The organism is Acidovorax sp. HMWF029 (assembly GCF_003060895.1).
In the GTDB taxonomy this organism is placed as follows: domain Bacteria; phylum Pseudomonadota; class Gammaproteobacteria; order Burkholderiales; family Burkholderiaceae_C; genus Acidovorax.
Map to the genome: position 1 here is coordinate 1,883 of NZ_QAIH01000080.1, position 26,001 is coordinate 27,883.

24 protein-coding genes are annotated in these 26,001 nt (G+C 63.5%); 18 read left to right on the plus strand and 6 right to left on the minus strand.

Features of this window, described 5'->3' with window-relative positions; all coding sequences use genetic code 11:
- A partial coding sequence (locus DBR12_RS22540; RefSeq protein ID WP_233244306.1) for a helicase HerA-like domain-containing protein occupies nt 1-539 on the minus strand: 539 nt, incomplete at its 3' end.
- A gap of 79 nt (nt 540-618) precedes the next feature.
- On the opposite strand from DBR12_RS22540, the gene DBR12_RS04710 reads away from it, so the two are divergent.
- From DBR12_RS04710 to rng, 7 genes are all read left to right on the plus strand, one after another.
- Nucleotides 619-1,338 carry a YebC/PmpR family DNA-binding transcriptional regulator gene (locus DBR12_RS04710; protein ID WP_015014275.1) on the plus strand — a complete coding sequence of 240 codons (720 nt, stop codon included), beginning with the start codon at nt 619-621 and terminating at the stop codon, nt 1,336-1,338.
- A 232-nt stretch (nt 1,339-1,570) separates the two neighbouring features.
- Complete coding sequence (gene purD / locus DBR12_RS04715; protein WP_108616189.1) at nt 1,571-2,866, plus strand: phosphoribosylamine--glycine ligase; 1,296 nt, start codon at nt 1,571-1,573, stop codon at nt 2,864-2,866.
- A complete protein-coding gene (gene hemF / locus DBR12_RS04720; RefSeq protein ID WP_108616190.1) occupies nt 2,866-3,846 on the plus strand; it encodes an oxygen-dependent coproporphyrinogen oxidase in 981 nt (326 codons plus the stop codon). The genes purD and hemF overlap by 1 nt, the downstream gene beginning before the upstream one ends.
- Before the next feature lie 183 nt (nt 3,847-4,029).
- Entirely contained in the window at nt 4,030-4,896 is an 867-nt protein-coding gene (gene rsfS, locus DBR12_RS04725) for a ribosome silencing factor (RefSeq protein ID WP_108616191.1), read from the plus strand.
- A 67-nt stretch (nt 4,897-4,963) separates the two neighbouring features.
- The gene (gene rlmH / locus DBR12_RS04730) at nt 4,964-5,431 is read left to right on the plus strand and encodes a 23S rRNA (pseudouridine(1915)-N(3))-methyltransferase RlmH (RefSeq protein ID WP_007858784.1); all 468 of its coding nucleotides are present in this window, start codon (nt 4,964-4,966) and stop codon (nt 5,429-5,431) included.
- A 100-nt stretch (nt 5,432-5,531) separates the two neighbouring features.
- The gene (locus tag DBR12_RS04735) at nt 5,532-6,146 is read left to right on the plus strand and encodes a nucleoside triphosphate pyrophosphatase (RefSeq protein ID WP_108616192.1); all 615 of its coding nucleotides are present in this window, start codon (nt 5,532-5,534) and stop codon (nt 6,144-6,146) included.
- A 25-nt stretch (nt 6,147-6,171) separates the two neighbouring features.
- Nucleotides 6,172-7,662, plus strand: coding sequence for a ribonuclease G (gene rng / locus DBR12_RS04740; RefSeq protein WP_108616193.1), 1,491 nt, complete (start codon nt 6,172-6,174; stop codon nt 7,660-7,662).
- A 127-nt stretch (nt 7,663-7,789) separates the two neighbouring features.
- Here rng and DBR12_RS04745 read toward each other — a convergent pair whose 3' ends face one another.
- Nucleotides 7,790-8,521 (minus strand): TorF family putative porin, encoded by a 732-nt coding sequence (locus DBR12_RS04745; protein WP_108616194.1) that lies wholly within the window; start codon nt 8,519-8,521, stop codon nt 7,790-7,792.
- Nucleotides 8,522-8,692: 171 nt separating this feature from the next.
- Between DBR12_RS04745 and DBR12_RS04750 the strand changes: the two genes are divergently transcribed.
- The 11 genes from DBR12_RS04750 (at nt 8,693) to DBR12_RS04800 (ending at nt 22,780) form a co-directional block, all read left to right on the plus strand.
- Nucleotides 8,693-9,667 (plus strand): magnesium and cobalt transport protein CorA, encoded by a 975-nt coding sequence (locus DBR12_RS04750; protein ID WP_108616195.1) that lies wholly within the window; start codon nt 8,693-8,695, stop codon nt 9,665-9,667.
- A gap of 229 nt (nt 9,668-9,896) precedes the next feature.
- Nucleotides 9,897-9,995, plus strand: a complete 99-nt coding sequence (locus DBR12_RS04755) for a potassium-transporting ATPase subunit F (RefSeq protein ID WP_108616196.1) — start codon at nt 9,897-9,899, stop codon at nt 9,993-9,995.
- A 1-nt stretch (nt 9,996) separates the two neighbouring features.
- Nucleotides 9,997-11,802, plus strand: a complete 1,806-nt coding sequence (kdpA, locus tag DBR12_RS04760) for a potassium-transporting ATPase subunit KdpA (RefSeq protein ID WP_108616197.1) — start codon at nt 9,997-9,999, stop codon at nt 11,800-11,802.
- Nucleotides 11,803-11,811: 9 nt separating this feature from the next.
- Nucleotides 11,812-13,911: a potassium-transporting ATPase subunit KdpB gene (gene kdpB, locus DBR12_RS04765; protein WP_108616198.1), complete on the plus strand. Its 2,100-nt coding sequence runs from the start codon at nt 11,812-11,814 to the stop codon at nt 13,909-13,911.
- 10 nt (nt 13,912-13,921) lie between these two features.
- A complete protein-coding gene (kdpC, locus tag DBR12_RS04770) occupies nt 13,922-14,494 on the plus strand; it encodes a potassium-transporting ATPase subunit KdpC (protein WP_108616199.1) in 573 nt (190 codons plus the stop codon).
- Between the two features lie 36 nt (nt 14,495-14,530).
- Nucleotides 14,531-17,302, plus strand: a complete 2,772-nt coding sequence (locus tag DBR12_RS04775) for a DUF4118 domain-containing protein (protein WP_108616200.1) — start codon at nt 14,531-14,533, stop codon at nt 17,300-17,302.
- An 8-nt stretch (nt 17,303-17,310) separates the two neighbouring features.
- Nucleotides 17,311-18,015, plus strand: coding sequence for a two-component system response regulator KdpE (kdpE, locus tag DBR12_RS04780; RefSeq protein WP_108616201.1), 705 nt, complete (start codon nt 17,311-17,313; stop codon nt 18,013-18,015).
- A gap of 124 nt (nt 18,016-18,139) precedes the next feature.
- Nucleotides 18,140-18,529 (plus strand): hypothetical protein, encoded by a 390-nt coding sequence (locus DBR12_RS04785; protein ID WP_108616202.1) that lies wholly within the window; start codon nt 18,140-18,142, stop codon nt 18,527-18,529.
- A gap of 206 nt (nt 18,530-18,735) precedes the next feature.
- Entirely contained in the window at nt 18,736-19,854 is a 1,119-nt protein-coding gene (locus DBR12_RS04790) for a peptidase C39 family protein (protein ID WP_108616203.1), read from the plus strand.
- Between the two features lies 1 nt (nt 19,855).
- Nucleotides 19,856-21,517 carry a RimK family protein gene (locus DBR12_RS04795; protein ID WP_233244304.1) on the plus strand — a complete coding sequence of 554 codons (1,662 nt, stop codon included), beginning with the start codon at nt 19,856-19,858 and terminating at the stop codon, nt 21,515-21,517.
- 360 nt (nt 21,518-21,877) lie between these two features.
- Nucleotides 21,878-22,780, plus strand: coding sequence for a DMT family transporter (locus tag DBR12_RS04800; protein ID WP_108616204.1), 903 nt, complete (start codon nt 21,878-21,880; stop codon nt 22,778-22,780).
- 210 nt (nt 22,781-22,990) lie between these two features.
- Here DBR12_RS04800 and DBR12_RS04805 read toward each other — a convergent pair whose 3' ends face one another.
- The 4 genes from DBR12_RS04805 to DBR12_RS04820 form a co-directional block, all read right to left on the minus strand.
- Nucleotides 22,991-23,368, minus strand: coding sequence for a hypothetical protein (locus tag DBR12_RS04805; protein WP_108616205.1), 378 nt, complete (start codon nt 23,366-23,368; stop codon nt 22,991-22,993).
- Nucleotides 23,369-23,378: 10 nt separating this feature from the next.
- A complete protein-coding gene (locus DBR12_RS04810) occupies nt 23,379-24,545 on the minus strand; it encodes a pyridoxal phosphate-dependent aminotransferase (protein ID WP_108616206.1) in 1,167 nt (388 codons plus the stop codon).
- A 49-nt stretch (nt 24,546-24,594) separates the two neighbouring features.
- Nucleotides 24,595-25,536, minus strand: a complete 942-nt coding sequence (locus DBR12_RS04815) for a CysB family HTH-type transcriptional regulator (protein ID WP_108616207.1) — start codon at nt 25,534-25,536, stop codon at nt 24,595-24,597.
- Between the two features lie 74 nt (nt 25,537-25,610).
- Entirely contained in the window at nt 25,611-25,982 is a 372-nt protein-coding gene (locus DBR12_RS04820; protein ID WP_108616208.1) for a sirohydrochlorin chelatase, read from the minus strand.
- Nucleotides 25,983-26,001 lie beyond the last annotated feature (19 nt).

Consider the following 26,001-nt stretch of genomic DNA (forward strand, 5'->3'; position numbering starts at 1 on the left):
ACACTGGCAGCGCTCACGTTGCCGTATTCGGTGGTGAACTCCTTGGCGTTGTCGCCCACGAAGGTGAGCATGGCGCGCAGGTCCTTCAGGTCCAGCAGCAGCAGGCCGTTGTCATCGGCGATCTTGAACACCAGGTTCAGCACTCCCAGCTGCGTCTCGTTCAGGTTGAGCATGCGGCCCAGCAACAGCGGGCCCATGTCGGACACCGTGGCGCGCACCGGGTGGCCTTGTTCGCCAAACACGTCCCACAGCGTGGTCGGGCAGGCCTGGGGCGCTGGCAATTCCAGCCCGCGCTCTTTGAGTACGCCTGCCAGCTTGTCGCCAATCTTGCCGGGCTGGCTGGCGCCGGTCAGGTCGCCTTTCACATCAGCCATGAACACCGGCACGCCAATGCGCGAGAAGTTCTCGGCCAGGGTCTGCAGGGTGACGGTCTTGCCCGTGCCGGTGGCGCCGGTGATCAGTCCGTGGCGGTTGGCCAGACCAGGGAGCAGGTGGCATTCAATGGTGTCGTGCTTGGCAATCAGCAGGGGTTCGGCCATTTCGGGTTTCCTCGGGGGTACAGGTGCGGCAAAAAGTAAAATCCACGGGCTAGATTAAATCAATACAAAAGGACTTCCCGTGGCAGGACACAGCAAATGGGCGAATATCCAGCACCGCAAGGGGCGGCAGGATGAAAAACGCGGCAAGATCTGGACCCGCATCATTCGTGAAATCACTGTGGCCGCCCGAGCCGGTGGCGGCGACCTGTCCGCAAACCCCCGCCTGCGCCTGGCGGTGGACAAGGCCAAGGCGGCCAACATGCCCGCCGACCGCATCAAATACAACATTGACAAGGCCACAGGCAACGCCGAAGGCCTGACCTACGAAGAAATCCGCTACGAAGGCTACGGCATTGGTGGCGCCGCCATCATGATCGACACCATGACCGACAACCGCGTGCGCACCGTGGCCGAAGTGCGCCACGCGTTCAGCAAACACGGCGGCAACATGGGCACCGAGGGTTCGGTGGTGTTCCAGTTCAAGCACTGCGGTCAGCTGATTTTTGCCCCCGGTACCAGCGAAGACAAGGTGATGGAAGTGGCGCTGGAGGCGGGCGCCGAAGACGTGGTGACCGACGAAGACGGCGCGGTGGAGGTGCTCACCGCACCGGCAGACTTTGAAGCCGTGAAGAACGCGCTGGAGGCCGCAGGCCTGACGGCTGAGGTGGCGGGCGTGACCATGCGGCCAGAAAACACCATCGAACTGACCGGCGAAGACGCGGCCAAGATGCAAAAACTGCTCGATGTGCTGGAAGACCTGGACGATACGCAAGAGGTTTACCACAACGCGGCTCTATGAAGCTCCCCCTGAGCGGCTTCGCCGCCTCCCCCTCTCTCGCTGCACTGCGCTTGCGGGAGGGGGACGCCACCAGCGCGGCGGGGCGGCCCTTGCGCGGTGGCCCTGGCCTAGTGCTGCGACAGTTTCGGTCAGCTTGCGCGTAGCGATCAGTGCGATAGGTCGCAGCGATAAATTTTTTGTACGAATCTCTGGCATCCGGCATATTGCTAAGCAGAGGTTCATAAAGGTTCCTATGAAAGTACTTGTGATTGGTGGCGGCGGCCGTGAACACGCGATGGCGTGGAAACTGAGCGAGTCCCCCAAGGTGACCAAGGTGTTTGTGGCACCCGGCAACGGTGGCACGGCGCTAAGTTCCAAGCTCGAAAATGTGGCGATTTCTGACGTGCGCGAGCTGCGCGCGTGGGCCCAGGCCGAGAAGATCGCGCTGACGGTGGTGGGCCCCGAGGCGCCACTGGCGGCCGGTGTGGTCGATGAATTCCGTGCCAATGGCTTGCGCATCTTCGGTCCCACCAAGGCTGCGGCCCAGCTCGAAAGCTCCAAGGCGTTTTCCAAGGCCTTCATGCGCCGCCATGGCATCCCCACGGCCGACTACGACACCTTTACCGACCCAGCTGCGGCCCACGCCTTTGTGGACCGGCTGGGTGCTCCCATCGTCATCAAGGCCGACGGCCTGGCGGCTGGCAAGGGTGTGGTCGTGGCCATGACGCTGCAGGAAGCCCACGACGCGGTGGACTTCATGCTGGTGGACAACAAATACGGCGTTCAGCACAACGAAGGCGCAGATGGGAAGGCGGAGCCGCGCGTGGTGATCGAAGAGTTCCTCGAAGGCGAGGAAGCCTCCTTCATTGTGTTGTGCGACGGCAAAAACGTGCTGGCGCTGGCTACCAGCCAGGACCACAAGCGCCTGAAAGACGGCGACGAAGGTCCCAACACCGGCGGCATGGGTGCGTATTCGCCCGCACCCGTGGTCACGGCCGATGTGCATGCCCGCGCGATGCGCGAGATCATCCTGCCCACCATCCGTGGCATGGAAAAGGACGGCATCCCCTACACCGGTTTCCTGTATGCGGGCCTGATGATCGACGCCAAGGGTCACCCCAAGACGCTCGAATTCAACTGCCGCATGGGCGACCCAGAAACGCAGCCCATCCTGATGCGCCTGAAAAGCGACTTCAGTGACGTGATGGCCGCTGCCGCTGACGGCAAGCTGGACCAGATGGAACTGCAATGGGACCGCCGTACCGCGCTGGGCGTGGTCATGGCCGCCCACGGCTACCCAGAGAACCCACGCAAGGGCGACCCCATCACCGGCCTGCCTGCCGACGCGGATGACGCGGTGGTGTTCCATGCGGGCACTCAGCTCAAAGATGGCGTGGTCAGCGTGACCGGTGGCCGGGTGCTGTGCGTGACCGTGCTGGCCGACAGCGTCAAGCAGGCGCAGCAACGTGCGTATGACGTGGCACGTGGCATCTTGTTCGATGGCGCGCAGTACCGCCGCGACATTGGCTTCCGTGCCCTGAAGAACTGATGGCAGGCACCCAGACTTTGAACCCCGCCGATACGGTAGCCCGTGTGCGCGGCTACCTGGTGGGCCTGCAGGCGCGGATCACGGGGGCACTCGAAACCGTGGAAGGTGAGGGCGGTGCACACTTTCTGGCAGATGCCTGGAGCAAGCCGCCCGGCGAGGCGTTGCAGGGTGACGGCATCACCAAGATCATGGAAGGTGGCCGGGTGTTCGAGCGCGCAGGCTGCGGCTTCAGCCATGTGCGCGGCCCGCAGTTGCCGCCCTCGGCCACGCAGCACCGGCCCGAGCTGGCGGGCGCACCCTTCGAGGCCATGGGCGTGTCGCTGGTGTTCCACCCGCGCAATCCCTACGTGCCGACGGTGCACATGAACGTGCGCATGATCGCGGCTGACCACCCCGGCCAGGCGCCGACTTGCTGGTTTGGTGGTGGCATGGATCTCACGCCGTACTACGGGTTTGAGGAAGATGCGGTGCACTTTCACCGCACCTGCCGTGATGCGTTAGTGCCCTTTGGTGACGACAAGTACCCGCGCTTCAAGCAGTGGTGCGACGAATATTTCTACCTTAAGCACCGCAGCGAGCAGCGCGGTGTGGGCGGGGTGTTCTATGACGACTTCTCGGAGCTGGGCTTCGAGCAAAGTCTGGCCATGACGCAGTCGGTGGGCGATGCCTTTCTGAAGGCCTACCTGCCCATCGTGGAAAAGCGCCAGGGCACGCCCTACGGCGAGCGCGAGCGGGACTTCCAGCTCTACCGCCGGGGCCGCTATGTCGAGTTCAACCTGGTGTGGGACCGGGGCACCCACTTTGGCCTGCAGTCGGGTGGGCGCACCGAGTCCATTTTGCTGTCGATGCCGCCGCTGGTGGCCTGGTCTTACCAGCGCTCTGACGCTGCCGATTCGGCCGAGGCAGCGCTATTGCAGCGTTTTCTGGTGCGGCGCGACTGGCTGTCTGAAGGCCCTGGCGCAGCGCAGTCAACGGCCTGAAAAACGCAAAAGCTATAATTTCAATAGCTGCCCGCGCTTTTCAGATGCGCGCAAGAGGCCAAAAACACCTCATATCGCTGCAACGTTTCAGCACAACACCAGCCAACACCCAAGGCGCAGCCCGCTGGCTGTGCGCTGCGTTGCACGCTATATTGATTCCATTCTCTTTCTAATCACCGCCTGATGACCACCTCCACCAAATCGGAAACCGCCGCCAAAAAAGACGTCACCAAACTCCAACGCGCCATCGTGGATGGCCTGGAAGACGTCAAGGCGCAAGACATCCAGGTGTTCAACACCGAGCACCTTTCGCCGCTGTTTGAGCGGGTGATCGTGGCATCGGGCACCTCCAACCGCCAGACCAAGGCGCTTGCCGCCAGCGTGCGCGATGCGGTCAAAGAAGCGGGTTTCTCCAAGCCCCGCATTGAGGGCGAAGACAACGGCGAGTGGATCATCGTGGACTGCGGCTCGGCCGTGGCGCACATCATGCAGCCCGCCATCCGTCAGTACTACCGTCTCGAAGAACTGTGGGGCGACACCCCTGTGCGCCTGAAGCTGGGCGCGGCCAAGCCCCGGTCCAGTGCCGCCACTGATCTGGCTGAGAAGAAGACGGCCCAGAAGGCCGCCAAGTCGGGCTCGAAGTCCGCAGCCAAAGGACCTGCCAAGAAGGACGCGGCCCCCACGGTAGCCGCCCGCTCGGGCAAGGCAACGGTCAAGGCCGTCGCCAAGACCGCTGCGAAGGCAGCAGCCCAAACGGCAGTCAAGGCAGCACCCAAGCCAGCGGCAAAATCAACGGCCAAGGCGGCACCCGCCAAGACGGTCGCCAAGACCAGCGGCACGGTGGCTGCCAAGAAGCCCGCAGCCCCCAAGACGCCTGTCAAGACAGTGGTGGTCAAGCCCGGCGGCGCCAAGAAGCCTGCGGCCAAGAAGTCGTCACCTGCCGCTAAGGCCCCGGCACGCGCCGCAGCCAAGCCTGCTTCTGCAGCGGCACCCAAGGTGGCTGCCAGCAGCAAGCCCGCCGCCAAGAAGGCCCCGGCCCGCAAGGGTTGACCTGCGGCCGCAGGGCGCCCGGCTGGGTGCGCTGCGGCAACCATTCCCCACGCATCCAGGTTGATCCATGAAGCTGCTTATCGTGGCGGTCGGGCAGCGGGTGCCCGACTGGGCGCAAACGGCTTACGACGACTACGCCAAACGTTTCCCGCCCGAACTCAAGGTGGAGCTCAAGGCTGTCAAGACCGAGCCACGCGGCTCCAAGACGCTGGAGACGCTGTACGCAGCCGAGCGCGAGCGCATCGAAGCCGCCATCCCGCGTGGCACGCGCGTGGTGGCGCTGGACGAGCGCGGCACCAACCTCACGACCAAGGCTTTGGCGGAGCGCCTCAAGGGCTGGCAACTGGGCGGTGACGATGTGGCGCTGGTCATTGGCGGCCCCGACGGACTGGACCCAGCCTTTCGCCAGGCCGCGCACGAACGTATTCGCTTGTCTGACCTGACCCTTCCGCACGCCATGGTGCGGGTACTGCTCATCGAGCAGCTGTACCGGGCCTGGTCGGTCAACGCCGGGCATCCCTACCACCGAGAATGAGGGAGATGCCCCATGCTGCTGGGTTGCTTTACTATTATTTTCATAGCTGCTAGCGCTTGATGGTCAGGCGCTGAGGCCGATTTTTATTCAAAATCTGTTCATGCCTGACTTCATCTACCTCGCCTCCCAAAGCCCCCGCCGACGCCAGTTGCTCGAACAGCTAGGCGTGCGCCACGAACTGCTGCTGCCCAATGTGGACGGCGACGAAGCCGAGGACACCGAGGCCATCGAGGTGGTACTGCCTGGTGAGGCGCCCACGGCTTACGTGGAGCGCGTCACCGGCCTCAAGCTCGACGCCGCTGTGGCCCGGCGCACCCGCCGTGGCCTGCCGGATGCGCCCATCCTGTGCTCCGACACCACCGTGGCACTCGGTCGCACCATCTACGGCAAGCCCGACGACGCGGAGCATGCTGCGCGCATGCTGGCAGAACTGGCGGGACACGAGCATCGCGTGCTCACGGCCGTGGCACTGCAGGTGGGTGGCAAGCGGTTGGCGGCGTTGTCGGTGTCGCGTGTGACCTTCGCCGCCATGACGCCCGCGCAAATCGATGCCTATGTGGCCACTGGCGAACCGCTGGGCAAGGCCGGGGCCTATGGTATTCAGGGCCGGGCTGCGGCCTATGTGGAGCACCTGGCGGGCAGTTATTCGGGCATCATGGGCCTGCCCATGTTCGAGACGACTCAGCTGCTGCGCGCTGCGGGCTTCGCTCTGTAAGCAAAAACAACACGGTTACCCAGTCATGCAACAAGACATCCTGATCAACTGGTCGCCGCAGGAGACGCGTGTGGCCGTGGTGGAGCACGGCGCCGTGCAGGAGCTGCACATTGAGCGCACGCTGGAGCGCGGCCTGGTGGGCAACGTCTATCTGGGCAAAGTCTCGCGCGTGCTGCCCGGCATGCAGTCGGCCTTCATTGACATCGGGCTGGAACGTGCGGCCTTTTTGCACGTAGCCGACGTGTGGCAGCGCCAGCCCGATGGTGAGCCGCCCGCGTTCGCAAGAAAGACCGAACCCCAGGTGCCCATCGAAAAGCAGGTTTTCGAGGGGCAGGCGCTGATGGTGCAGGTTATCAAGGACCCCATTGGCACCAAGGGCGCGCGTTTATCCACACAGATCAGCATTGCGGGCCGCCTGTTGGTGTTTTTGCCGCAGGACGACCATGTGGGCGTGTCGCAGAAGATCCCGCCCACCGAGCGTGATGCGCTGCGTGCTCGGCTGCAGGCGCTGGTGGGCGACAAGTCCACGGGTGGCGGTGGCGGCTTCATCCTGCGCACCAATGGCGAAGACTCTACCGACGCCGAGCTGGCCGAAGACATTGCCTACCTGCGCAAGACCTGGAAGCGCATCAAGGAGGCATCGCTCAAGCTGCCCGCCATGTCGCTTTTGCACCAGGACCTGGACCTGCTGCAGCGCGTGCTGCGTGACCTGGTGGGCGATCACACGCAGACCATTCGGCTCGATTCGATGGAGCAGTTCCAGCGCCTGCGTGCGTTCGGGCAAGAGTTCATGCCAGCGGCGGCTGGCAAGCTGCAGCACTACAAGGGCGAACGGCCCATCTTTGACCTGTATTCCATCGACGAAGAAGTGGCCAAGGCGCTGGGCCGACGCGTCGATCTCAAGTCGGGCGGCTACCTCATCGTGGACCAGACGGAGGCGCTCACGACCATTGACGTGAACACCGGGGGCTACGTGGGGGCACGCAACTTCGACGACACCATCTTCAAGACCAACCTGGAGGCCGCCCAGGCCATTGCCCGCCAGCTGCGCCTGCGCAACCTGGGTGGCATCATCATCGTGGACTTCATCGACATGGCCCGCGAGGACCATCAGCAGGCGGTGCTGTTGGAGTTCAAAAAGCAGCTCGCCCGAGACCGGGTCAAGACCATGTCGTCCGGCACGTTCTCGCAACTGGGCCTGGTGGAGATGACTCGCAAACGCACCCGTGAATCCTTAGCGCACATGCTGTGCGAGCCCTGCGAGGTGTGCCAGGGCAAGGGCAGCGTAAAAACCGCGCGCAGCGTGTGCTACGACATCCTGCGCGAGATCCTGCGCGAAGCCCGTCAGTTCAACCCGCGCGAGTTCCGTGTGGTGGCGTCGGCTCGGGTGGTCGAGCTGTTCCTTGATGAGGAGAGCCAGCACCTGGCTGGGCTCTCCGACTTCATCAAGAAGCCTATATCGCTGCAGGCCGAGAGCGCGATGGGGCAGGAGCAGTACGACATCGTGCTGCTGTAGGAGACGGCTGCTCGGCAGGCAGCGAGGCCCTTCGGATGCACTCGCTGATTGTCCTCGGTACTCTGAGTGGGTGTGCTCTTGATTGCGGCGCTGAAGGCCTGCCGCTGGTGGGCGAGACCTGCCAAGGCTACAGGGTTTTTGTCAGCGTGACGATCACGCGCGACTTGTTCACGTGGCCGAAGAAGGCCTTCTTGTTGGCTCCGACCACGGCTGCACCCAGCGACAGGCCACCGCCGAAGTCATACGCGCCACCCAATTGAAAGTCCATGTAGTTGGGCACGCCTAGGTCCTTGATGTCGCTGGCAAAACGGGTGAAGCCCACCGATGCCTTCACCGTCACGCTGGGCGCCACTTCCCGGACAAAACCGAAGTTCAGGTAACCCGTGTTGCGGCCCTTCAGGCCCGAGCCGGACTTGGCACCGGCAAAGCCGAAGTAGTCCTTGGAGATGGTATGCGAATACTTGGCAGTGAAGGGGCCCATGGTGGCCGCGCCATACAGCTCGGTGGTGTTGCCGTTGCTGTTGCCAGGGTAGATGTAGGTCAGGGCGCCCACATCGAAGTCAGCGCCTGCGGCCTTGAACTTGTAGCCGCCGTACAGGTCGGATTCGAGCGAGTTGTTGGTCAGCCAGTCCACGCTGGAGTTCCAGTTGCCCACGTACCAGCCGGACTCGCCGAAGGCGTAGTCAAAGCCGCCTTGCAGCGCAGGCTTGACGGCCTTGGCCTTGGTGGCATCCTGGTCCTGGCCACGGAACTTGTAGTTGGTGGTCAGGCTGACGTTGCCGGTGAGCTGGGCGCTGGCCAGCAGAGGCAGTGTGGCCAAAAGGGCGGCAGCGAACACTTTGGAAGAAGCGGGATTCATGGCAGCAAGTTTTGAGAAAAAGACAAGAGCGCAAGCGTAGGAAAGCCCGCGTATAAAGTTCGCAAAAATTGCAGCCCACGCCGTAAATCTTGCGCAAGACTGTGCGTGCGGAACGGGGTGGCGGTGGCAAGATCGACGCATCTTCCATTCTGTGTGGCAAGGGGTGTTGCAGTGTTGATCAATTGTGTTGTGTACGAAGACGGCACCAAGCTGGCCGACATCGCCGTCAGCGAGATCAGCGAGCACGTTTCGCTGCCGGGGTGTTTCGTGTGGGTGGCGTTGCAGGATGCCACTGCTGAAGAACTGGATGAGTTGCAAGCCGAGTTCGGTCTGCACCCACTGGCGGTAGAAGACGCCCGGCATGGCCACCAGCGGCCCAAGGTCGAGGAGTACGCGTCCTCCCTCTTCGTGGTACTGCACTTGCTCGAATCCAGTGGCGCTGCCGACCCGGTGTCACGGCTTGGTGAACTCAATGTTTTTGTTGGCAAGAACTACGTGGTGTCGGTGCGCAATCGCAGCCAACGCGGCTTTGTGGATGTGCGTACACGCTGCGAACAAGAGCCCGAACTGCTGCGCAACGGGCCTGGTTTTGTGCTGTACGCGCTCATGGATGCGGTGGTGGACCGCTACTTCCCGGTCATCGACGCGCTGGAGGTGGAGCTGGAAACCATCGAACAGCAGATCTTCACGCGAGGCGCTGCCCGAGCCAGCATCCGGCGGTTGTACGAACTCAAACAGCGCCTCACGGTGCTCAAGCATGCGGTGGCCCCGTTGTTGGAGGGGGCGGCCAAGCTGCATGGCGGGCGTGTACCGCAGATCTGTATGGGCTCGCAGGAGTACTTTCGTGACGTGGTGGACCACCTGAGCCGGATCAACACCTCGATTGACTCCATTCGCGACACAATCGGTACCGCCATCCACGTCAACCTCTCCATGGTCACCATCGAGGATGGGGAGGTCGTCAAGCGCCTGGCCGCATGGGCCAGCCTGTTTGCCGTGTGCACGGCGTTCGCGGGCATCTGGGGCATGAACTTTGACAGCATGCCCGAGCTGAAATGGCGCTATGGCTACGCGGCTGCGCTCGCGCTCATCGCAAGCACCTGTGGCTATCTGTACTACCGTTTTCGCAAGGCGGGCTGGTTGTAGACCCATCTGCGATCTGCTGATCGGGCAGGCATTTTTACGCCATTTTTACGGCGCCCACCACAACCTGTGCACACTTTTTACGGCCACCTTCTGAGAATCAAACATACGTTTTGATGCAGGAGTTGTCGATGGACGTGTTATGGATTGCCGCGCTGGCGGCGTTGTGGGTGGTCATGGCCGAGGCCGTTGTTTTGCTGGGCAAGTTTGGCCCGGCCAAGGGTGAGCGCTCATGATCAGTATGGAAATGCTCTACGGCTTTGGTGCCATCGTGGCCTTGGTCTTGTTGGCCTATCTGGTGTTTGCGCTGATCTGCGCGGAGGAGTTCTGATATGGATACCTCTGCCTGGAGCCTGTTGGGGCTCTTTCTGATCGTGCTGGGCGTGCTGGCGTGGCCGCTTGGCAAATGGCTGGCTGCAGTCTGTAATGGTCGTCTGCCAAGGTGGATGCATGCCATCGAAAAACCTTTGTACAAGCTGGCAGGGGTCGCGCCGGATCAGATGATGCACTGGCGCAGCTATGCGCTGGCGCTTCTGGCATTCAATGCCATCGGCGCTTTCTTTGTGTATGGCCTGCAGCGTTTGCAGCATCTGCTGCCGCTCAATCCGCAGGGCATGGCGGCGGTGTCTGGCGATTCCTCGTTCAATACGGCCGTCAGCTTTGTCTCCAACACCAACTGGCAGGGCTATGGGGGCGAGTCCACGATGAGCTACCTAACCCAGATGCTGGGCCTGTCTGTGCAGAACTTCTTCTCGGCGGCCACCGGCATCGCCGTGGCGTTTGCGCTGGCGCGCGGCTTTGCAGCACGCAGCACCGATGGCCAGGGCTTTGTGGGCAATTTCTGGGCCGATGTCACGCGCATCACGGCATGGGTGCTGGTGCCTATTGCGTTTGTCATTTCCATCGTGCTGGTGGGGCAGGGGGTCATCCAGAACTTTGATGCCTACAAGGATGTGACGACGCTGGAACAAACAGCATATGAAGTGCCCAAGCTCGATCCATCAGGTCATCCCGCGGTGGGCAGCGATGGCGCGCCGGTGATGGAGGCCAAGATCAGCAATACCCAGACCCTGGCTATGGGGCCGGTGGCATCACAAGAAGCCATCAAGATGCTGGGTACCAACGGCGGTGGGTTTTTCAATGCCAACTCCGCCCATCCTTATGAGAACCCGACGGCCCTGACCAACTTCGTGCAGATGCTGGCGATTTTTCTGATTCCCGCCGCACTGTGTTTTGCGTTTGGCCGGGTCGTAGGCGACCAGCGCCAGGGCTTTGCGATCCTGGCGGCCATGACGGCGATGTTTGTAGTTGCCGTGATCGCTGTGGTGGCTGCAGAACAAGCCGGCAATCCGCAATGGGTGGGGCTGGGCGTGGAGCAAACCGCCAGTGCTCTGCAAGCGGGGGGCAACATGGAAGGCAAGGAGGTACGGTTCGGCATCAACGCGTCGGCACTGTTTGCTGCCGTGACCACTGCCGCCTCATGTGGTGCTGTGAACGCCATGCACGACTCCTTCACGCCGCTGGGCGGGATGGTGCCGATGGTGCTGATGCAGCTGGGCGAGGTGGTGTTTGGTGGCGTGGGCACGGGTCTCTACGGCATGCTGGTTTTTGCCATCCTCGCCGTCTTCATGGCGGGCCTCATGATTGGCCGCACACCGGAGTACCTGGGCAAGAAGATCGAGGTGCGTGAGATGAAGCTCACCTCGGCGGCCATCCTGGTCACGCCCATTCTGGTGCTGGTGGGCACGGCGATTGCCGTGGCCACGGACGCGGGCAGGGCGGGCATCGCCAACCCAGGCGCGCACGGGTTCTCTGAAATTCTGTATGCGCTGACGTCTGCCGCCAACAACAACGGCAGCGCCTTTGCGGGCCTGTCGGCCAACACGCCGTTCTACAACGTGTTGCTGGGGCTGGCGATGTGGCTGGGCCGTTTCGGCGTGATCGTGCCGGTGCTGGCCATTGCGGGTTCTCTGGCTGCCAAAAAGCGCTTGCCCGCCACGGCGGGCACCATGCCCACACACGGTCCCTTGTTTGTCACGCTGCTGATCGGCACCGTGCTCCTGGTGGGTCTTCTCAATTACGTGCCCTCCCTGGCCCTGGGTCCGATGGTGGAGCACCTGATGCTCCGGGTTCAGTGAGGTATGGCAATGACCAAGAAAAAAACTTCTTCCGTTTCGCTGCTGGATGCAGCGTTGATCAAGACCGCGTTGTGGGGCGCGCTGGCCAAGCTCAGCCCATTGGTGCAGTGGCGCAACCCGGTGATGTTCATCGTGTACATCGGCAGCATCTTCACCACGCTGTTGTGGCTTCATGCACTCAGTGCGCCTGAGGATGCCAGCATGCGCCCGGCGTTTGTGCTGGCCATCACGGTCTGGCTGTGGTTCACCGTGCTGTTTGCCAACTTTGCCGAAGCACTGGCAGAAGGTCGCAGCAAGGCGCAGGCCGCCTCGTTGCGCGGGCTGCGCAAGGAAACCTGGGCCAAGAAGCTCAAGGAGCCTGTGCATGGTGCTGCGTTTTTGCCCGAGCTGGCCACCAACCTGCGCCGGGGCGATGTGGTGCTGGTGGAGGCTGGCGATGTGATCCCGCTGGATGGCGAGGTGATCGAGGGCGTGGCCTCGGTGGACGAGAGCGCCATCACCGGTGAATCGGCCCCCGTGGTGCGTGAATCCGGTGGCGATTTTTCTGCCGTGACCGGCGGCACCCGGGTGCTGTCCGACTGGCTGGTGGTGCGAGTGGCGGTGAACCCGGGCGAGTCGTTCCTCGACCGGATGATTGGCATGGTGGAAGCTGCCAAGCGCCAGAAAACGCCCAACGAGATCGCGCTGACCATTGTGCTGGTGGCGCTGACCATCGTGTTCCTGGTCGTTACCGTGACCCTGCTGCCGTTTTCGATCTTCAGCGTGCAGGCGTCGGGCGCGGGCACGGTGGTCTCGCTGACCGCGTTGGTGGCGCTGCTGGTGTGCCTGATTCCCACCACGATTGGCGGCCTGCTGTCTGCCGTGGGGGTGGCTGGCATGAGCCGCATGATGCAGGCCAATGTGATCGCCACCTCGGGCCGGGCCGTGGAGGCCGCAGGCGATGTGGATGTGCTGCTGCTGGACAAGACCGGCACCATCACCCACGGCAACCGCCAGGCCAGCGCATTTTTGCCTGCGCCGGGTGTGTCCAAAGAGCGCCTTGCGCGCGCCGCCTTGCTGGCGTCGCTGGCAGATGAAACGCCTGAAGGCCGCAGCATTGTGGAGCTTGCACGCCGCGCTGGCGTGGATGGCCAGAACCCGCAGGACGTCAAGCTGGTGCCCTTCACAGCCCAGACCCGCATGAGCGGCGTGGACCTGCCCGCAGGCGAGGGGCAGCCGGAATCTGCTCTCACCATGCTGCGTAAGGGCGCCGTGCTGGCACTGGCCAAGCATGTGGAAGCCCTGGACGGCAAGATGCCCCAGGATGTGTTGAGTGCGGCCGACCAGGTGGCCCTGCGGGGCAGCACGCCCCTGGCGGTGGCCGAGGGCAGCCATGTGCTGGGCATCGTCGAGCTCAAGGACATCGTCAAGGCGGGCATCAAGGAGCGCTTCATCGAGCTGCGCCGCATGGGCATCAAGACCGTGATGATCACCGGCGATAACAAGCTCACGGCAGCGGCCATTGCCGCCGAGGCGGGGGTGGATGACTTCCTGGCAGAGGCCACGCCCGAAGACAAGCTGGAGCTGATCCGCAAGTACCAGGCCGAAGGCCGCCTGGTGGCCATGACCGGCGACGGCACCAACGACGCCCCTGCGCTGGCCCAGGCCGACGTGGCGGTGGCCATGGGCAGCGGCACGCAGGCCGCCAAGGAGGCGGGCAACATGGTGGACCTGGACTCCAATCCCACCAAGTTGCTGGAAGTGGTGGAGACCGGCAAGGCGCTCTTGATGACACGCGGCTCGCTCACCACCTTCTCCATCGCGAACGATGTAGCGAAATACTTTGCCATCGTGCCGGCCATCTTCGTGTCCACCTACCCGCAGCTGTCCGCGCTCAACGTCATGCAGCTGGCAAGCCCTTCGTCCGCCATCCTGTCGGCCGTGATCTTCAATGCGCTGGTGATCGTGTTCCTGATTCCCCTGGCCTTGCGCGGCGTGCGCTACCGCCCGGTGGGTGCGGCTGCGCTGCTGCGTCGCAACCTGGCCATCTATGGGCTGGGCGGGCTGCTGGTGCCATTTGTGGGCATCAAGCTGATTGACTGGATACTTGTGGCCCTCGGGCTGATCTGAGGAGATTCTGATGAAAAACATTCTTCGCCCCGCGCTGGTGCTGTTTGCCTTGTTGAGCGTGCTGACCGGGCTGCTCTATCCACTGGTGGTGACGGGCGCCGCCCAGGCGGTGTTCCCCCAGCAGGCAGCGGGCAGCCTGGTGCAGCGCAATGGCCAGACCGTCGGTTCGTCGCTGATCGGCCAGAACTTTTCTGACCCCGGGCATTTTTGGGGCCGCCCATCGGCCACTGCGCCCATGCCGTACAACGCCGCGGCGTCCGGCGGTTCCAACCAGGGGCAGCTCAATCCAGCGCTGGCAGATGCCGTGAAAACGCGCTTGGAAGCCCTGCGCGCGGCCGACCCCGGCAACACGGCCCCCGTGCCGGTGGATCTGGTCACCGCTTCTGCCAGTGGCCTGGACCCGCACATCAGCCTGGCTGCGGCTCAGTACCAGGCAGGGCGCGTGGCGCGGGCACGCAGCCTGCCGGTGGCCAGCGTGAATGCCGTGATTGGCAAGCATGCGGAGCAGCCGCTGTGGGGGCTGCTGGGTGAACCCCGGGTGAACGTCCTGGCGCTGAACCTGGCGCTCGACGGCTTGCGCTGACATGCTCTGACTTTTGGCACCGATACTTATTGATGCATGACTGACATCCAGCGCCCCGACCCCGATGCTTTGATTGCGCAACTGCGCGCCCAGGAAGAGCAGACCCAGCGGGGCAAGCTGCGCATCTACTTTGGTGCCAATGCCGGGGTCGGCAAGACCTGGGCCATGCTCAGCGCCGCGCAGCGTGAGCGGCGCGCCGGGCGTGACATTCTGATTGGCGTGGTGGAAACCCATGGCCGTGCAGAGACCGCAGCGTTGGTGGAGGGGCTGGAGTCGCTGCCCCTGAAGCAGGTCGAGTACCGGGGCCGGACGCTTTCCGAGTTCGATCTGGATGCGGCCCTGGCCCGCAAGCCTGCCATCTTGCTGGTGGATGAACTCGCGCACTCCAATGTGCAGGGCTCCCGGCATGCCAAGCGCTGGCAGGACGTGCAGGAGTTGCTGGCCGCTGGCATCGATGTGTGGACGGCACTTAACGTCCAGCATCTGGAGAGCCTGAACGGCACCGTGGGCGCCATCACCGGTGTGCGCGTGCATGAGACGGTGCCCGACACTGTTCTGGACAACGCCGATGAGGTGGTGCTGGTCGATGCTACACCCGACGAGCTGATTGCCCGCCTGAGCGCGGGCAAGGTCTATGTGCCCCAGCAGGCCGAACGTGCAGCGCAGAGCTTCTTCCGCAAGGGGAACCTGATCGCCCTGCGCGAGATCGCCCTGCGGCGCACGGCGGAACGTGTGGAAGACGATGTGCTGGGCTGGCGGGTGGAGCAGTCGGGTGCTTCTGGCAACCGCGTGGCCAGTGCCTGGAACACTTCGGGCAGCATCCTGGCCTGTGTCGGGCCCCATGAGGATGCGGCCCAGACAGTGCGCACAGCCGCCCGCATGGCTGGGCAGCTCAATGTGAAGTGGCATGCCGTTTATGTTGAAACGCCAAGGCTGCAGCGCTTGGGCGCAGCCCAGCGCGACAAGATCCTGGCCGTGCTGCAGCTGGCGCAGGAGCTGGGTGCCGAAACGGCCGTGCTCACGGGCGACCGGGTGGCGCCCGCCCTGGCGGCCCAGGCGCTGCATCTGAACTGCGCCACCCTGGTGCTGGGGCGCCCCGCCGCGCGGGCGGGGTGGCGAAAACTTCTCACCTCCAAAGGCGTTGCGCGCGAGTTGGCCGAACGGGCGCCTTCGCTCGACATCGTCGAGGCAGCACACGCGGGTAGCTCGCGGCGCCTGCCTCGGGCGCTGTGGGACCGCAACATGGGCCTGGACGATGATGGGGATGTGGGCGAACCCGGCGCAGGGCGCTATCGCTGGCAAGGGTTTTTGTGGGCGCTGGGCGCCAGCATTGCCGTCACGGTGCTGGCGACACCGCTGCATGGTTTGCTGGAGCTGACCAACATCGTGATGCTCTACCTGGTGGGGGTTGTTGCGGTGGCCATGCGTTTTGGGCGCGTGCCCGCAGCGATGGCGGCGTTGCTGAATGTGCTGGCGTTTGATTTCTTCTTCGTCTCGCCGCGTCTGTCGTTCGCGGTGAGCGATGTGCAGTACATCGTCACTTTTGCGGTGATGCTGGGCGTGGGGCTGCTGGTGGGGCAGCTCACCGCCGGATTGCGGTTTGCCGCCGGGGTGTCGATCAGCCGGGAGCGGCGGGCCCAGTCTCTGTTTGAGCTGACGCGTGAGCTGTCTGCAGCGCTGGAGACCAGCCAGGTCATCGAGATAGGCACAGCGGCGGTGCAGGGACATTTTGGGGGGCGTGCGCTCGTTGTTGCGCTGGATACGTCGGATGGTCTTCAGTACCCCGATGACCTGCCGCCAGGTTTTGACAAAAGCGTGGCGGACTGGACGCTGCGCCAGGGCCAGAGTGCGGGCCTGGCCACCAACACCCTGGCCGCGCAGACCTGGCGCTACGTGCCGCTGAAGGCCCCCATGCGCGTGCGTGGCGTGCTGGCGCTGGAGCCTGCGCAGCCGCGTTGGCTGCTGATCCCCGAGCAGGCGCAGCAGCTCGAGACCCTGGCCCGGCAGATCGCCATTGCCCTGGAGCGTGTGCACTACGTCAACATTGCGCAGCAGGCCGTGGTGGACATGGAGTCGGAGCGTCTGCGCAATGCCTTGCTGGGGGCGGTGTCGCACGATGTGCGCACCCCCCTCACGGCCTTGATCACCCTCGCCGAATCGCTGCAGAGCTCGCCGCCGCAAGAGACCAGCGCCGTGGCCAAGGCCATCGTGCACCAGGCGCACCAGCTCAATGCGCTGGTCAGCAACCTGCTGGACATGGCTCGTCTGGAAAGCGATGTTTCGGGGCAGAGCGTCAAACTGCGACGGGACTGGCAGTCGGTGGAGGAAGTGGTCGGTTCGGCCATCCGGGCCGCCAGGCCAGCGCTGGGCGACATGCCCGTGCGCACGGAGCTGCCCGCAGACCTGCCGCTGGTGGAGTTTGACCCTGTGCTCATCGAGCGTGTGCTGGTCAATCTTCTGGAAAATGCCGCCAAATATGGCGCGGCGCCAGTGGTGGTGAAAGCCTCCACCACAGACAACATGCTGGTGCTGAAGGTGCGGGACCATGGCCCGGGCCTGCCTGCCTCGGTGCGCGGCAAAGAGCACACCCTGTTTGAAAAATTCACCCGAGGCCAGGCGGAATCCGCAACCCCGGGCGTGGGTTTGGGCCTCGCGATCTGCAAGGCCGTTGTGCAAGCACATGGCGGCACCATTTCTGCTGCAAGCGTGGAAGGGGGCGGTGCAGAGTTCACGTTCACCATTGCACGGCGTGAGCCTCCTCCACTGCCCGGTTTTGATGTTATGGAGCGGGGCGTTTCTGCCCCTTGAAGAAAGCGATGCAGACACGTACCGTTTTGGTGGTCGAGGACGAGCCACAAATCAGGCGCTTTGTGCGCAGCGCCCTGGAAGCCGAGGGTTGGCAGGTGCATGAGGCGGGCACCCTGCGCGAGGGCCTGTCCGCCGCTGGCACCCGCCAGCCAGATCTGCTGGTGCTGGATCTAGGGTTGCCTGATGGCGATGGCATTGAGCTGATTCGCGATGTACGAGGCTGGTCCGCCGTGCCCATCATCGTGCTGTCCGCGCGCACCGATGAGTCCGACAAGATCGCGGCACTCGATGCCGGTGCGGACGACTACCTCACCAAACCCTTTGGCACGGGCGAACTGCTGGCGCGGGTGCGGGCCAACCTGCGCAGGCCCCGCGCAGCCACCGGCAACGGGCTGGTGCAGGAGGCGGCGGAGCCCCTGTTTCATTTCGGCGATGTCGAGGTGGACCGCAGTGCGCGCCTGGTGCGCAGGGCCGGTGCGGAGGTGCACCTGACCCCGACCGAGTACCGCATGCTGATGGTGCTTGTGGCCAACGCAGGGCGAGTCATCACACAAAAGCAGCTGCTACGCGAGGTGTGGGGGCCCATGCGGTCGGACCAGAGTCACTACCTGCGCATCTACATGGGGCACCTGCGCCAAAAGCTGGAGGTCGACCCTGCGCAGCCTCGTCACCTGCTGACCGAGTCGGGGGTGGGATACCGCCTTGCGGTATAGGGCGGGGCGCCAGTCCCACGCACCGGCGTGTGTGCGTGCCGAAACTCTGTGCATTGACGGCGATTTGATGGCGGAGGCCCCTTTTTTTACGAACGATTTACGTCAGTCTTTCTAGACTGAAGGCATGTTCAACACTGGCCACCAGCGTCCCCTGACAGGGGCGTCACGGGGTGAAAACATGCTCAAAAATTTCCCCAGTATGGGCTTGCACCGGGTATCTCTGTTGCCTTTGTGTGAGGGCGATGGGGATCCCAACGCACTGGTGCTGGTTCCGTTCATCACGCCGTATGCCGATGGGCAAAGCCTGCGCGCAACGCTGCAGTCGGTGCTGGGGCGGAAACTGCGCGGTTACAGCCTGGCGTTCGACGTGCCCCGTCACATGGCCAAAGGCACTTTGTACATCCATCAGTGCGACCTGGAGAGCGCCATGCTTTGCCTTGCCTCTGGCATGCCCCGGCTCGAAATCGGTTGTGCGGCCAGTGTCGCTTGTTCGGGGGGACTTTCATGCCATTGATTCATTGCAGCGCACAAAGTTGTCAAACCATTGAGGCTTGCTTCGTGCGCAGCGTCCTGTGTGGCGTGGGCCTGGAGACGCAGCGCCATGGATGATTGGATGGCGGTGGTGCTGGCCGTGCTGGTGCTCTTGGTTCCGATCGGGGTGGGTTGGGTGGCATTGAAGCTGTCTGATCGCAAAGTGAAGCGGCCTGGTGGAGACTGTCCGTGAAGCGACAACCATCCATAGCAGCGAGAGGCGTCGCACTGGCGTGCTCTGCAGATCTGCCCGCACTGGAGCGGTTGGAAAACGCTGCGTTCTCCAGCGACAGAATTTCGCGGAGAAGCTGGGGGCGTCTGTTGGTGAGCTCCTCTGCCAGGGTGTTGGTGCTGCGGTCTGGCAAGGCATTGGACGGTGCCTGCGTGGTATTGCGCCGCGAAGGGTCGTCTGTGGCACGCCTGTACTCCATTGCGGTGGCTCCGTCCATGCGGCGCGCGGGTGTGGCCAGCGGGCTGCTGGCAGCGGCGATCCACGATGCGCGTGAATCGGGTTGTGCAGTGCTGCGGCTGGAAAGTCGGGGCGGCAACGTGGCCGCACACCGTCTGTTCGAGCGCCACGGCTTTGTGCGCAGTGGATGCAAACCTGCTTACTACGCGGATGGCGAAGGCGCGCTGTGCTTTCAGAAGGATCTGTTCGATGGATCGTTGGCCCAGGCAGGGGTGGCGCACCAGGTGCGCCACTATGCGCAGACGCTGGACTTCACCTGCGGCCCGTGTGCACTGCTGATGGCGATGTCCGCCATGGACCCGGCCATGCCCGTGAATCAGGCGGCCGAGATTCGCCTCTGGCGCGAGGCCACCACGGTGTTCGTGGCTGCTGGCCATGGCGGATGTGGGCCCTTTGGTTTGGCGCATGCCGCGCTGGCCCACGGTTTTGAGGTGTCGGTGTATGCAGCTTCTGGCGCCTCACTGTTCATGGACAGCGTGCGTGACCCCCGCAAGAAGGGCGTGATCCAGTTGGTGGAGAACGACTTCAGGACGGCACTGCAGGCGTGCCAGGTGCCGATCCATTCACAGCCTGTGTCTCCCGACTGTGTGATCGAGCAGTTGCGGGCGGGACGCCTGCCCATTGTGCTGATCAGTTTGTGGCGCCTGCATCGGCAGAAGACGCCACATTGGGTGGTCATCACAGGCTTTGATGGTGCGGTGTTTCGTCTGCTGGACCCCATGGTGCGCTCCGGCGATCCCGATGGCGGTGTGTCCATCAGCTGGAGCGAATTCAAGAAGGTTGCAAGGTACGGCCGCCGTGGTCGTACCGCCGCAGTTGTTCTTTCTGGAAAGAAATAAGTTGTCCTCAGAACATGTCATCGTGGTGGAGAAGCTGGCCGATTTCCGATGGAGCCCACCCGACATCAAGGTCATCACGGCAGAGCAATTCGTTGCAGAACAGCCGCTGCACCGTGGGCGCCTGCGCAAAGTCACCAATCTGTGCAGAAACTACGGCTACCTCAGCATGGGCTACTACTGCTCGCTGCTGGCCGAGGCGCGTGGTGACCGCGTAACGCCCAGCGTGGACACCATCCTGAGCCTGCAGCGCAAACGCATCGAGCCATCGGCGCTGGCGCAGCTGAACCGGCTGATTGGTCCGCTCAAGGAGATACCGCGCTCGGTGAATACGCTGACGCTGCATGTCTTCTTCGGGATCATGGACGACCCTGCACTGGCTGCGTTGGCTCGCAAAAGCTTCGAGCTGTTCCGTTGCCCGCTGATGGAGGTCACGCTGGAGCGGCAGGAGCTGTCGGCCGATTGGCAGATCGGTGGCATACAGGCGCTGGACCTGCGCGATGTGGATGCCGCGCGCGACGAGGTCTTTGTGCAAGCCCTGCTTCAGTACACGCGGCGCAGCTGGCGCCCCATGATTGCGATGCCCCAGCCGCGCATGGACCTGGCGGTGCTGCACGATCCCCATGACAGCCTGCCGCCCTCGAACCTCAAGACCCTGCGCAAGCTGGTCGATGTCGGTCAGGAGATGGGCATTGCCGTGGAGCTGATCGAGAAAAAGGACTTGGCGCGGCTGACCCAGTTCGATGCACTCTTCATCCGCGAGACCACGGCCGTGACGCACCACACTTTCCAGTTTGCGCGCAAAGCCATGGCGGAAGGCATGCCGGTCATCGACGACCCTGCGTCTATCCTGCGCTGCACCAACAAGGCTTTTCTGGCGGAGCTGCTGCGCGAGCATGCCATTGCCACCCCGCTCACGCACATGGTCAGCCGCCGCACGCTGGCCGACATGCAGCACCGGCTGGCCTACCCCGTGGTGGTGAAAGTGCCAGACGGCGCGTTCAGCCGCAGTGTGAAAAAGGCGGAGAACTCTGAACAACTGCATGCCATCGCCCGGGACATGCTCAAGGAATCGGAAATCATCCTCGTGCAGGAGTTCATGTACACCGATTTCGACTGGCGCATTGGCGTGCTGGCGGGCCAGGCCATCTTTGCAGCGAAGTACTTTATGTGCGACGGCCACTGGCAGATCCTGCAACACACGGCCAACGGCAAGTACACCGAAGGCCGTGTGCAGGCTGTACCGCTCGACCAGGTGCCCGCGCAGGTGGTGGCGGCGGCAGTCAGTTCTGCCCGCCTGGTAGGCCATGGCTTTTATGGTGTGGACCTGAAGGCCACAGCGTCCGGGGTGTACGTGATCGAGATCAACGACAACCCGAACCTGGATGCGGGGGGTAGAGGACGCCGCCCTGGGCGATGGCCTGTACCGCTTGCTGCTCACGCATTTCCTCAGGCAGGTGGAGCGGCGCTTCAGCACCAGCCGGGTGGCGGGCGGCGTGGATCACCAGCCCGTCTTGGGCCTGGCGGTGGCTGCGGGCTAGCGCGTGTTTTCTGTTGGCGTGCCGGCACCCGAAGTCGGTCCGTTTGCAAAGGGAGGGTGTGGGCAGATGGTGGGGCTGCTCACACCCACTCTTTCTTCTGTGGCGAAGCGGAAGTGCGTGATTGATTCGCTATCAAATAAGTAGCATATAACGCTTTGTGGATGCGCGGAGGGCAGTTTTTTCTCTTGTATTTTTGGTTTGTGTCTGTGCCGCGCACACCAACAGACTCTAGCCCTGCGCCTTTTTGCCGCGCAGCCTGTACAGGTGTGGGCCCGGCGTGGGCTTGGGACCGGTTCATCGCGGCTGCCCTGGCAGTTACTTGTGCCTCAGTGGTGAATGGGTCTACGACAAGGGCACGCGTGCTGAGCCCCAGTGGCCGGGCAGACGGTGCGATGATTGGCTGGCCCTCTGCTGTAATCCCTATGCCTTGGCATCCCCCCATGTCTGGCGTGACTGCAGCGGGCAGACGCTTCATCTCATACCCCATGACCCAGGCAACGCCCCAGCACTCCCCCATCTCGAATCCGCTGGATTCACTCGTCCCGTTGCTGTTTGTCGCGCTCTGGAGCACCGGTTTCATCGGTGCCAAGCTTGGCTTGCCGTATGTGGAGCCGTTGACCTTTCTTGCGCTGCGGTTTGCCATCGTCATCGTGCTGATGCTGGCTGTGGTGGCGGTATTGCGCGCGCCCTGGCCACCGGCAGGCAGGGCCTGGGGGCACATCGCGGTGTCGGGCCTGCTGGTGCATGGCGTATACCTGGGCGGGGTGTTCATGGCCATTGGCCACGGGCTACCGTCGGGCATCACGGCGCTGGTGGTGGGGTTGCAGCCGCTGCTCACCGCTTTGGTGGCGGGTGCCTTGCTGGGTGAGAAGGTGCGGCCTGCGCAATGGCTGGGGCTGGCGCTGGGGTTCAGTGGCGTGGCGCTGGTGGTGGCGGGCAAGGTTACCACCGTGCCGACGGGCGCTCTGGTGGGCATGCTGCTGCCCGCCTTGGTGGCGCTGCTGGGCATCACGGCGGGAACGCTGTACCAGAAACGTTTCTGCCCCTCGTTCGACCTGCGCACGGGCTCGGTGATCCAGTACCTGCCGTGCGCCATCGCCATGGCAGTGCTGGCCTATGCCACGGAGACCATGGCGATCACATGGAGCGGTGAGTTCGTGTTTGCGCTCGGCTGGCTGGTGCTGGTGTTGTCGCTGGGGGCCGTGAGCCTGCTGAACCTGCTCATCCGCCGGGGCGGCGCGGTGAACGTGGCCAGCCTGTTCTACCTGACCCCGCCCACCACGGCGCTGATTGCCTGGGCCATGTTTGGCGAAACGCTGACCGGCTGGGCGCTGGCGGGGATGGGGTTGGCGGCGGCGGGAGTGTGGCTGGCGCGGCAGACGCGGTGAGGGGATGTTCACCAAGGTGCAGTCCTCTGGATGCACACAGGGTTTGTGCTGCAACTTGAACCGTTGTGGATCAAATTTGCTATTTTATTTATAGCTTCTTTCGAATGCTGGACGCGCGCAGAGGCCGATTTTCTCTATAAATCAACGCGCCACCAAACGGCCTGGGTTCCCTCAGATGGAGGGATGCACCGCAACGATGTTCAACGGCCCCTAAATGGCGAGCCCGCTGAAACCCTTGGAGGACTCCAGCGCAGACACATGGCCTCCCTCTGCCCACACATCCACCAGCGCATCTTTCGCTCCAAACTGGCAGGCAATGGTGGCGATGCGGAATGTGTCCGTGCGAGCAAACAGAAGCGGTGCCGGCCATCGGACCTGAAACCAGCGTTTGCACTGAAATTCGATACGCTTCCAGTCGGATGGGCGGCGAATGTTGTTGATGCAGGCCACCTGCTTCGCCAGCAACGCCGCCTCAGCCGGTTGTAGTGCGGAAGCGGTGGCTTGGAGCAACGCTTTCTCGAACGGCAGCAGTTGGTCGGTGGGCGTGGGCGCGGCGATGGGCCGGAGAGACCCGGTCAGTGCTGCCATGGCAACGGCCTTAGAGCTTGCGCAGCCGCTCCAACGCAGCGCGCAGCGTCTCGTCCTTCTTGGCGAAGCAGAAACGCACCACACGCTGGTCAAACCCATCGCCATAAAACGCCGACAGCGGGATGGCGGCCACGCCCACCTCGCGAGTGAGCCACTGGCAGAAGTCGGCCTCGTTCAAGTCGCTGATCGCCGAGATGTCCACGCACTGGAAGTAGCTGCCGGTGCTGGGCAGCAGCTTGAAGCGCGAGCCTGCCAGCCCTTCGCGGAACAGGTCGCGCTTGGCCTGGTAGAACGCGGGCAGTTGCAGGTACGGCGCCGGGTCTTGCAGATACGCGGCCAGGCCGTGTTGCATCGGCGTGTTGACGGTGAATACATTGAACTGGTGCACCTTGCGGAATTCGGCCGTCAGCGCTGCCGGGGCCGCCACGGTGCCGACCTTCCAGCCTGTGACGTGGAAGGTCTTGCCAAAGCTGGACACGATGAAGGCGCGGGCGGCCAGGCCTGCAAAGCGCGCGGCGCTCTGGTGCTCGGCACCGTCAAACACCATGTGCTCATACACCTCGTCGCTGATGAGCAGGATGTCGGTGGGCGCCAGCAGGTCCTCCAGCTGACGCATTTCCTCGGCCGTCCAAATGGTGGCGCTGGGGTTGTGCGGGCTGTTGATGATGATGGCGCGGGTGCGTGGCGTGATGGCGGCGCTGATCTTTGCGAAGTCGGGGCGGAAGGACCCCGGCGTGAGCGGCACGCGCACGGCCTTGCCGCCTGCCAGCTCGATGTTGGGCACGTAGCTGTCGTAGCAGGGGTCGAGCACGATCACCTCGTCGCCCGCGTGCACGATGGCCAGGATGGCAGTGATGATGGCCTGCGTGGCGCCTGCCGTGATGGTGATTTCGGTGTTGGGGTTGTAGGCGCGCCCATGCAGCGCCTCGATCTTGCGGGCCACGGCTTCGCGCAGGGCGGGCACGCCGGGCATGGGGGGATACTGGTTGTGGCCAGCCTGCATGGCGGCGGTGACGGCATTCACCAGCTCGGGGGCGCATTCAAAGTCCGGGAAGCCCTGGCCCAGGTTGACAGCCTTGTGCTCGGCGGCCAGCGCCGACATCACGGTGAAGATGGTGGTGCCCACGTTGGGCAGCTTGCTGGGGAAGGCGGGTGTGCGGGCGGTGGCTTGGGGCATGGCGCAGCGGCTTGGAGGGGCTTGGTACTCTGGGGGGGCTGAGCTTGGGTTACAGCTCGTAGTCGTTGACGTGGCCGGTCATCGCGCGGGCGATCAGTTCGCGGCTCAGCCGGTCGCTGAGCAACTCGGCAAATTTGTAGACGAAGTTGCGCAGGTAAGCACCGCGCTTGAAGGCGACGCGCGCCACGCTCTGGCCGAACAGATGGCCCACGGGGCGCACCACCAGATCGCCCAAGGGGTCGTCGCGCATGGCCATCTCGGCCACGATGCCAATGCCCAGGCCCAGGCGCACATAGGTCTTGATCACATCGGAGTCGATGGCTTCGAGCACGATGCGAGGCTGCAGCTTGCGGGCGGCAAAGGCTTGGTCGATCTTGCCGCGCCCGGTGAACGATGGGTGGTAGGTGATGAGTGCTTCGTGCGCCAGGTCGTCCAGGCCGATGCGCTCCTTTTGAGCCAACGGATGGTCGTTGGGCACGACTAGCACGTGCTGCCATTCATAGCAGGGCAGGGTGACGAGTTCCGGGTAGTCGGCCAGGGATTCGGTGGCCATGCCGATCTCGGCCACCTCGTCGATGATCATTCGGGCCACTTCATGCGGTGTGGCTTGGTGCAGGCTCACATTGACTTTGGGGTAGGCCTCGCGAAGGCGCGCCACGGGCACTGGTAGCACGTAACGGGCCTGGGTGTGGGTAGTAGCGATGCTGAGGGTGCCGCTGTCCTGGGCGCTGAATTGTTCGCCAATGCGCTTCAAGTTGCCCACTTCTCGCATGATGACCTCGATGCTCTTGAGCACATGCTGGCCGGGTTCGGTGATGCGCTTGAGGCGCTTGCCGTGGCGGGCAAAGATGTCCACGCCCAGTTCTTCCTCCAACTCGATGATGGCTTTGGACACCCCGGGTTGCGAGGTGTGCAGGGCCTTGGCGGCTTCGGTCAGGTTGAGGTTGCGGCGCGCCGCCTCTTGAACGAAGCGGAATTGGTGCAGATTCATATCAAATATCACCTAAAGATTTGCATCATTATGCTGTAATCTTCTAAGTGCTATCGAATGTATCCACAGAATTTTCAGTCCAGCGGGGCCTCACAGGCGATATCGGCCATCAAGGCGGTCATGCGTGGGTCTTCGCCGATGGCGGCCTGGACGTGGAACTGTACGCCGGGGTGGGCAACATGTAGTTCCTGCACCAGCACGGGCAGGTCTTCGCGTGCGTGTTTGCCTGTGCCCAAGAACATGGGGACGATCGAGATGTGGGTGGCGCCCTGGTTGACGAGCTGCCGGGTGGCATCTGACAGGCTGGGGGTGCTCAGCTCCAGGTAGGCGCAAGCCACCGGACGCGAGGGGTGCTGCGCGGCGATGCGCGCGGCCACGGCCTCGAGGGGGGCGCGCCACAGCGGGTCGCGGGAGCCGTGCGAGAACAGGACGATGGCGTGGTGCATGGTTGTGGGATGGTGTGCT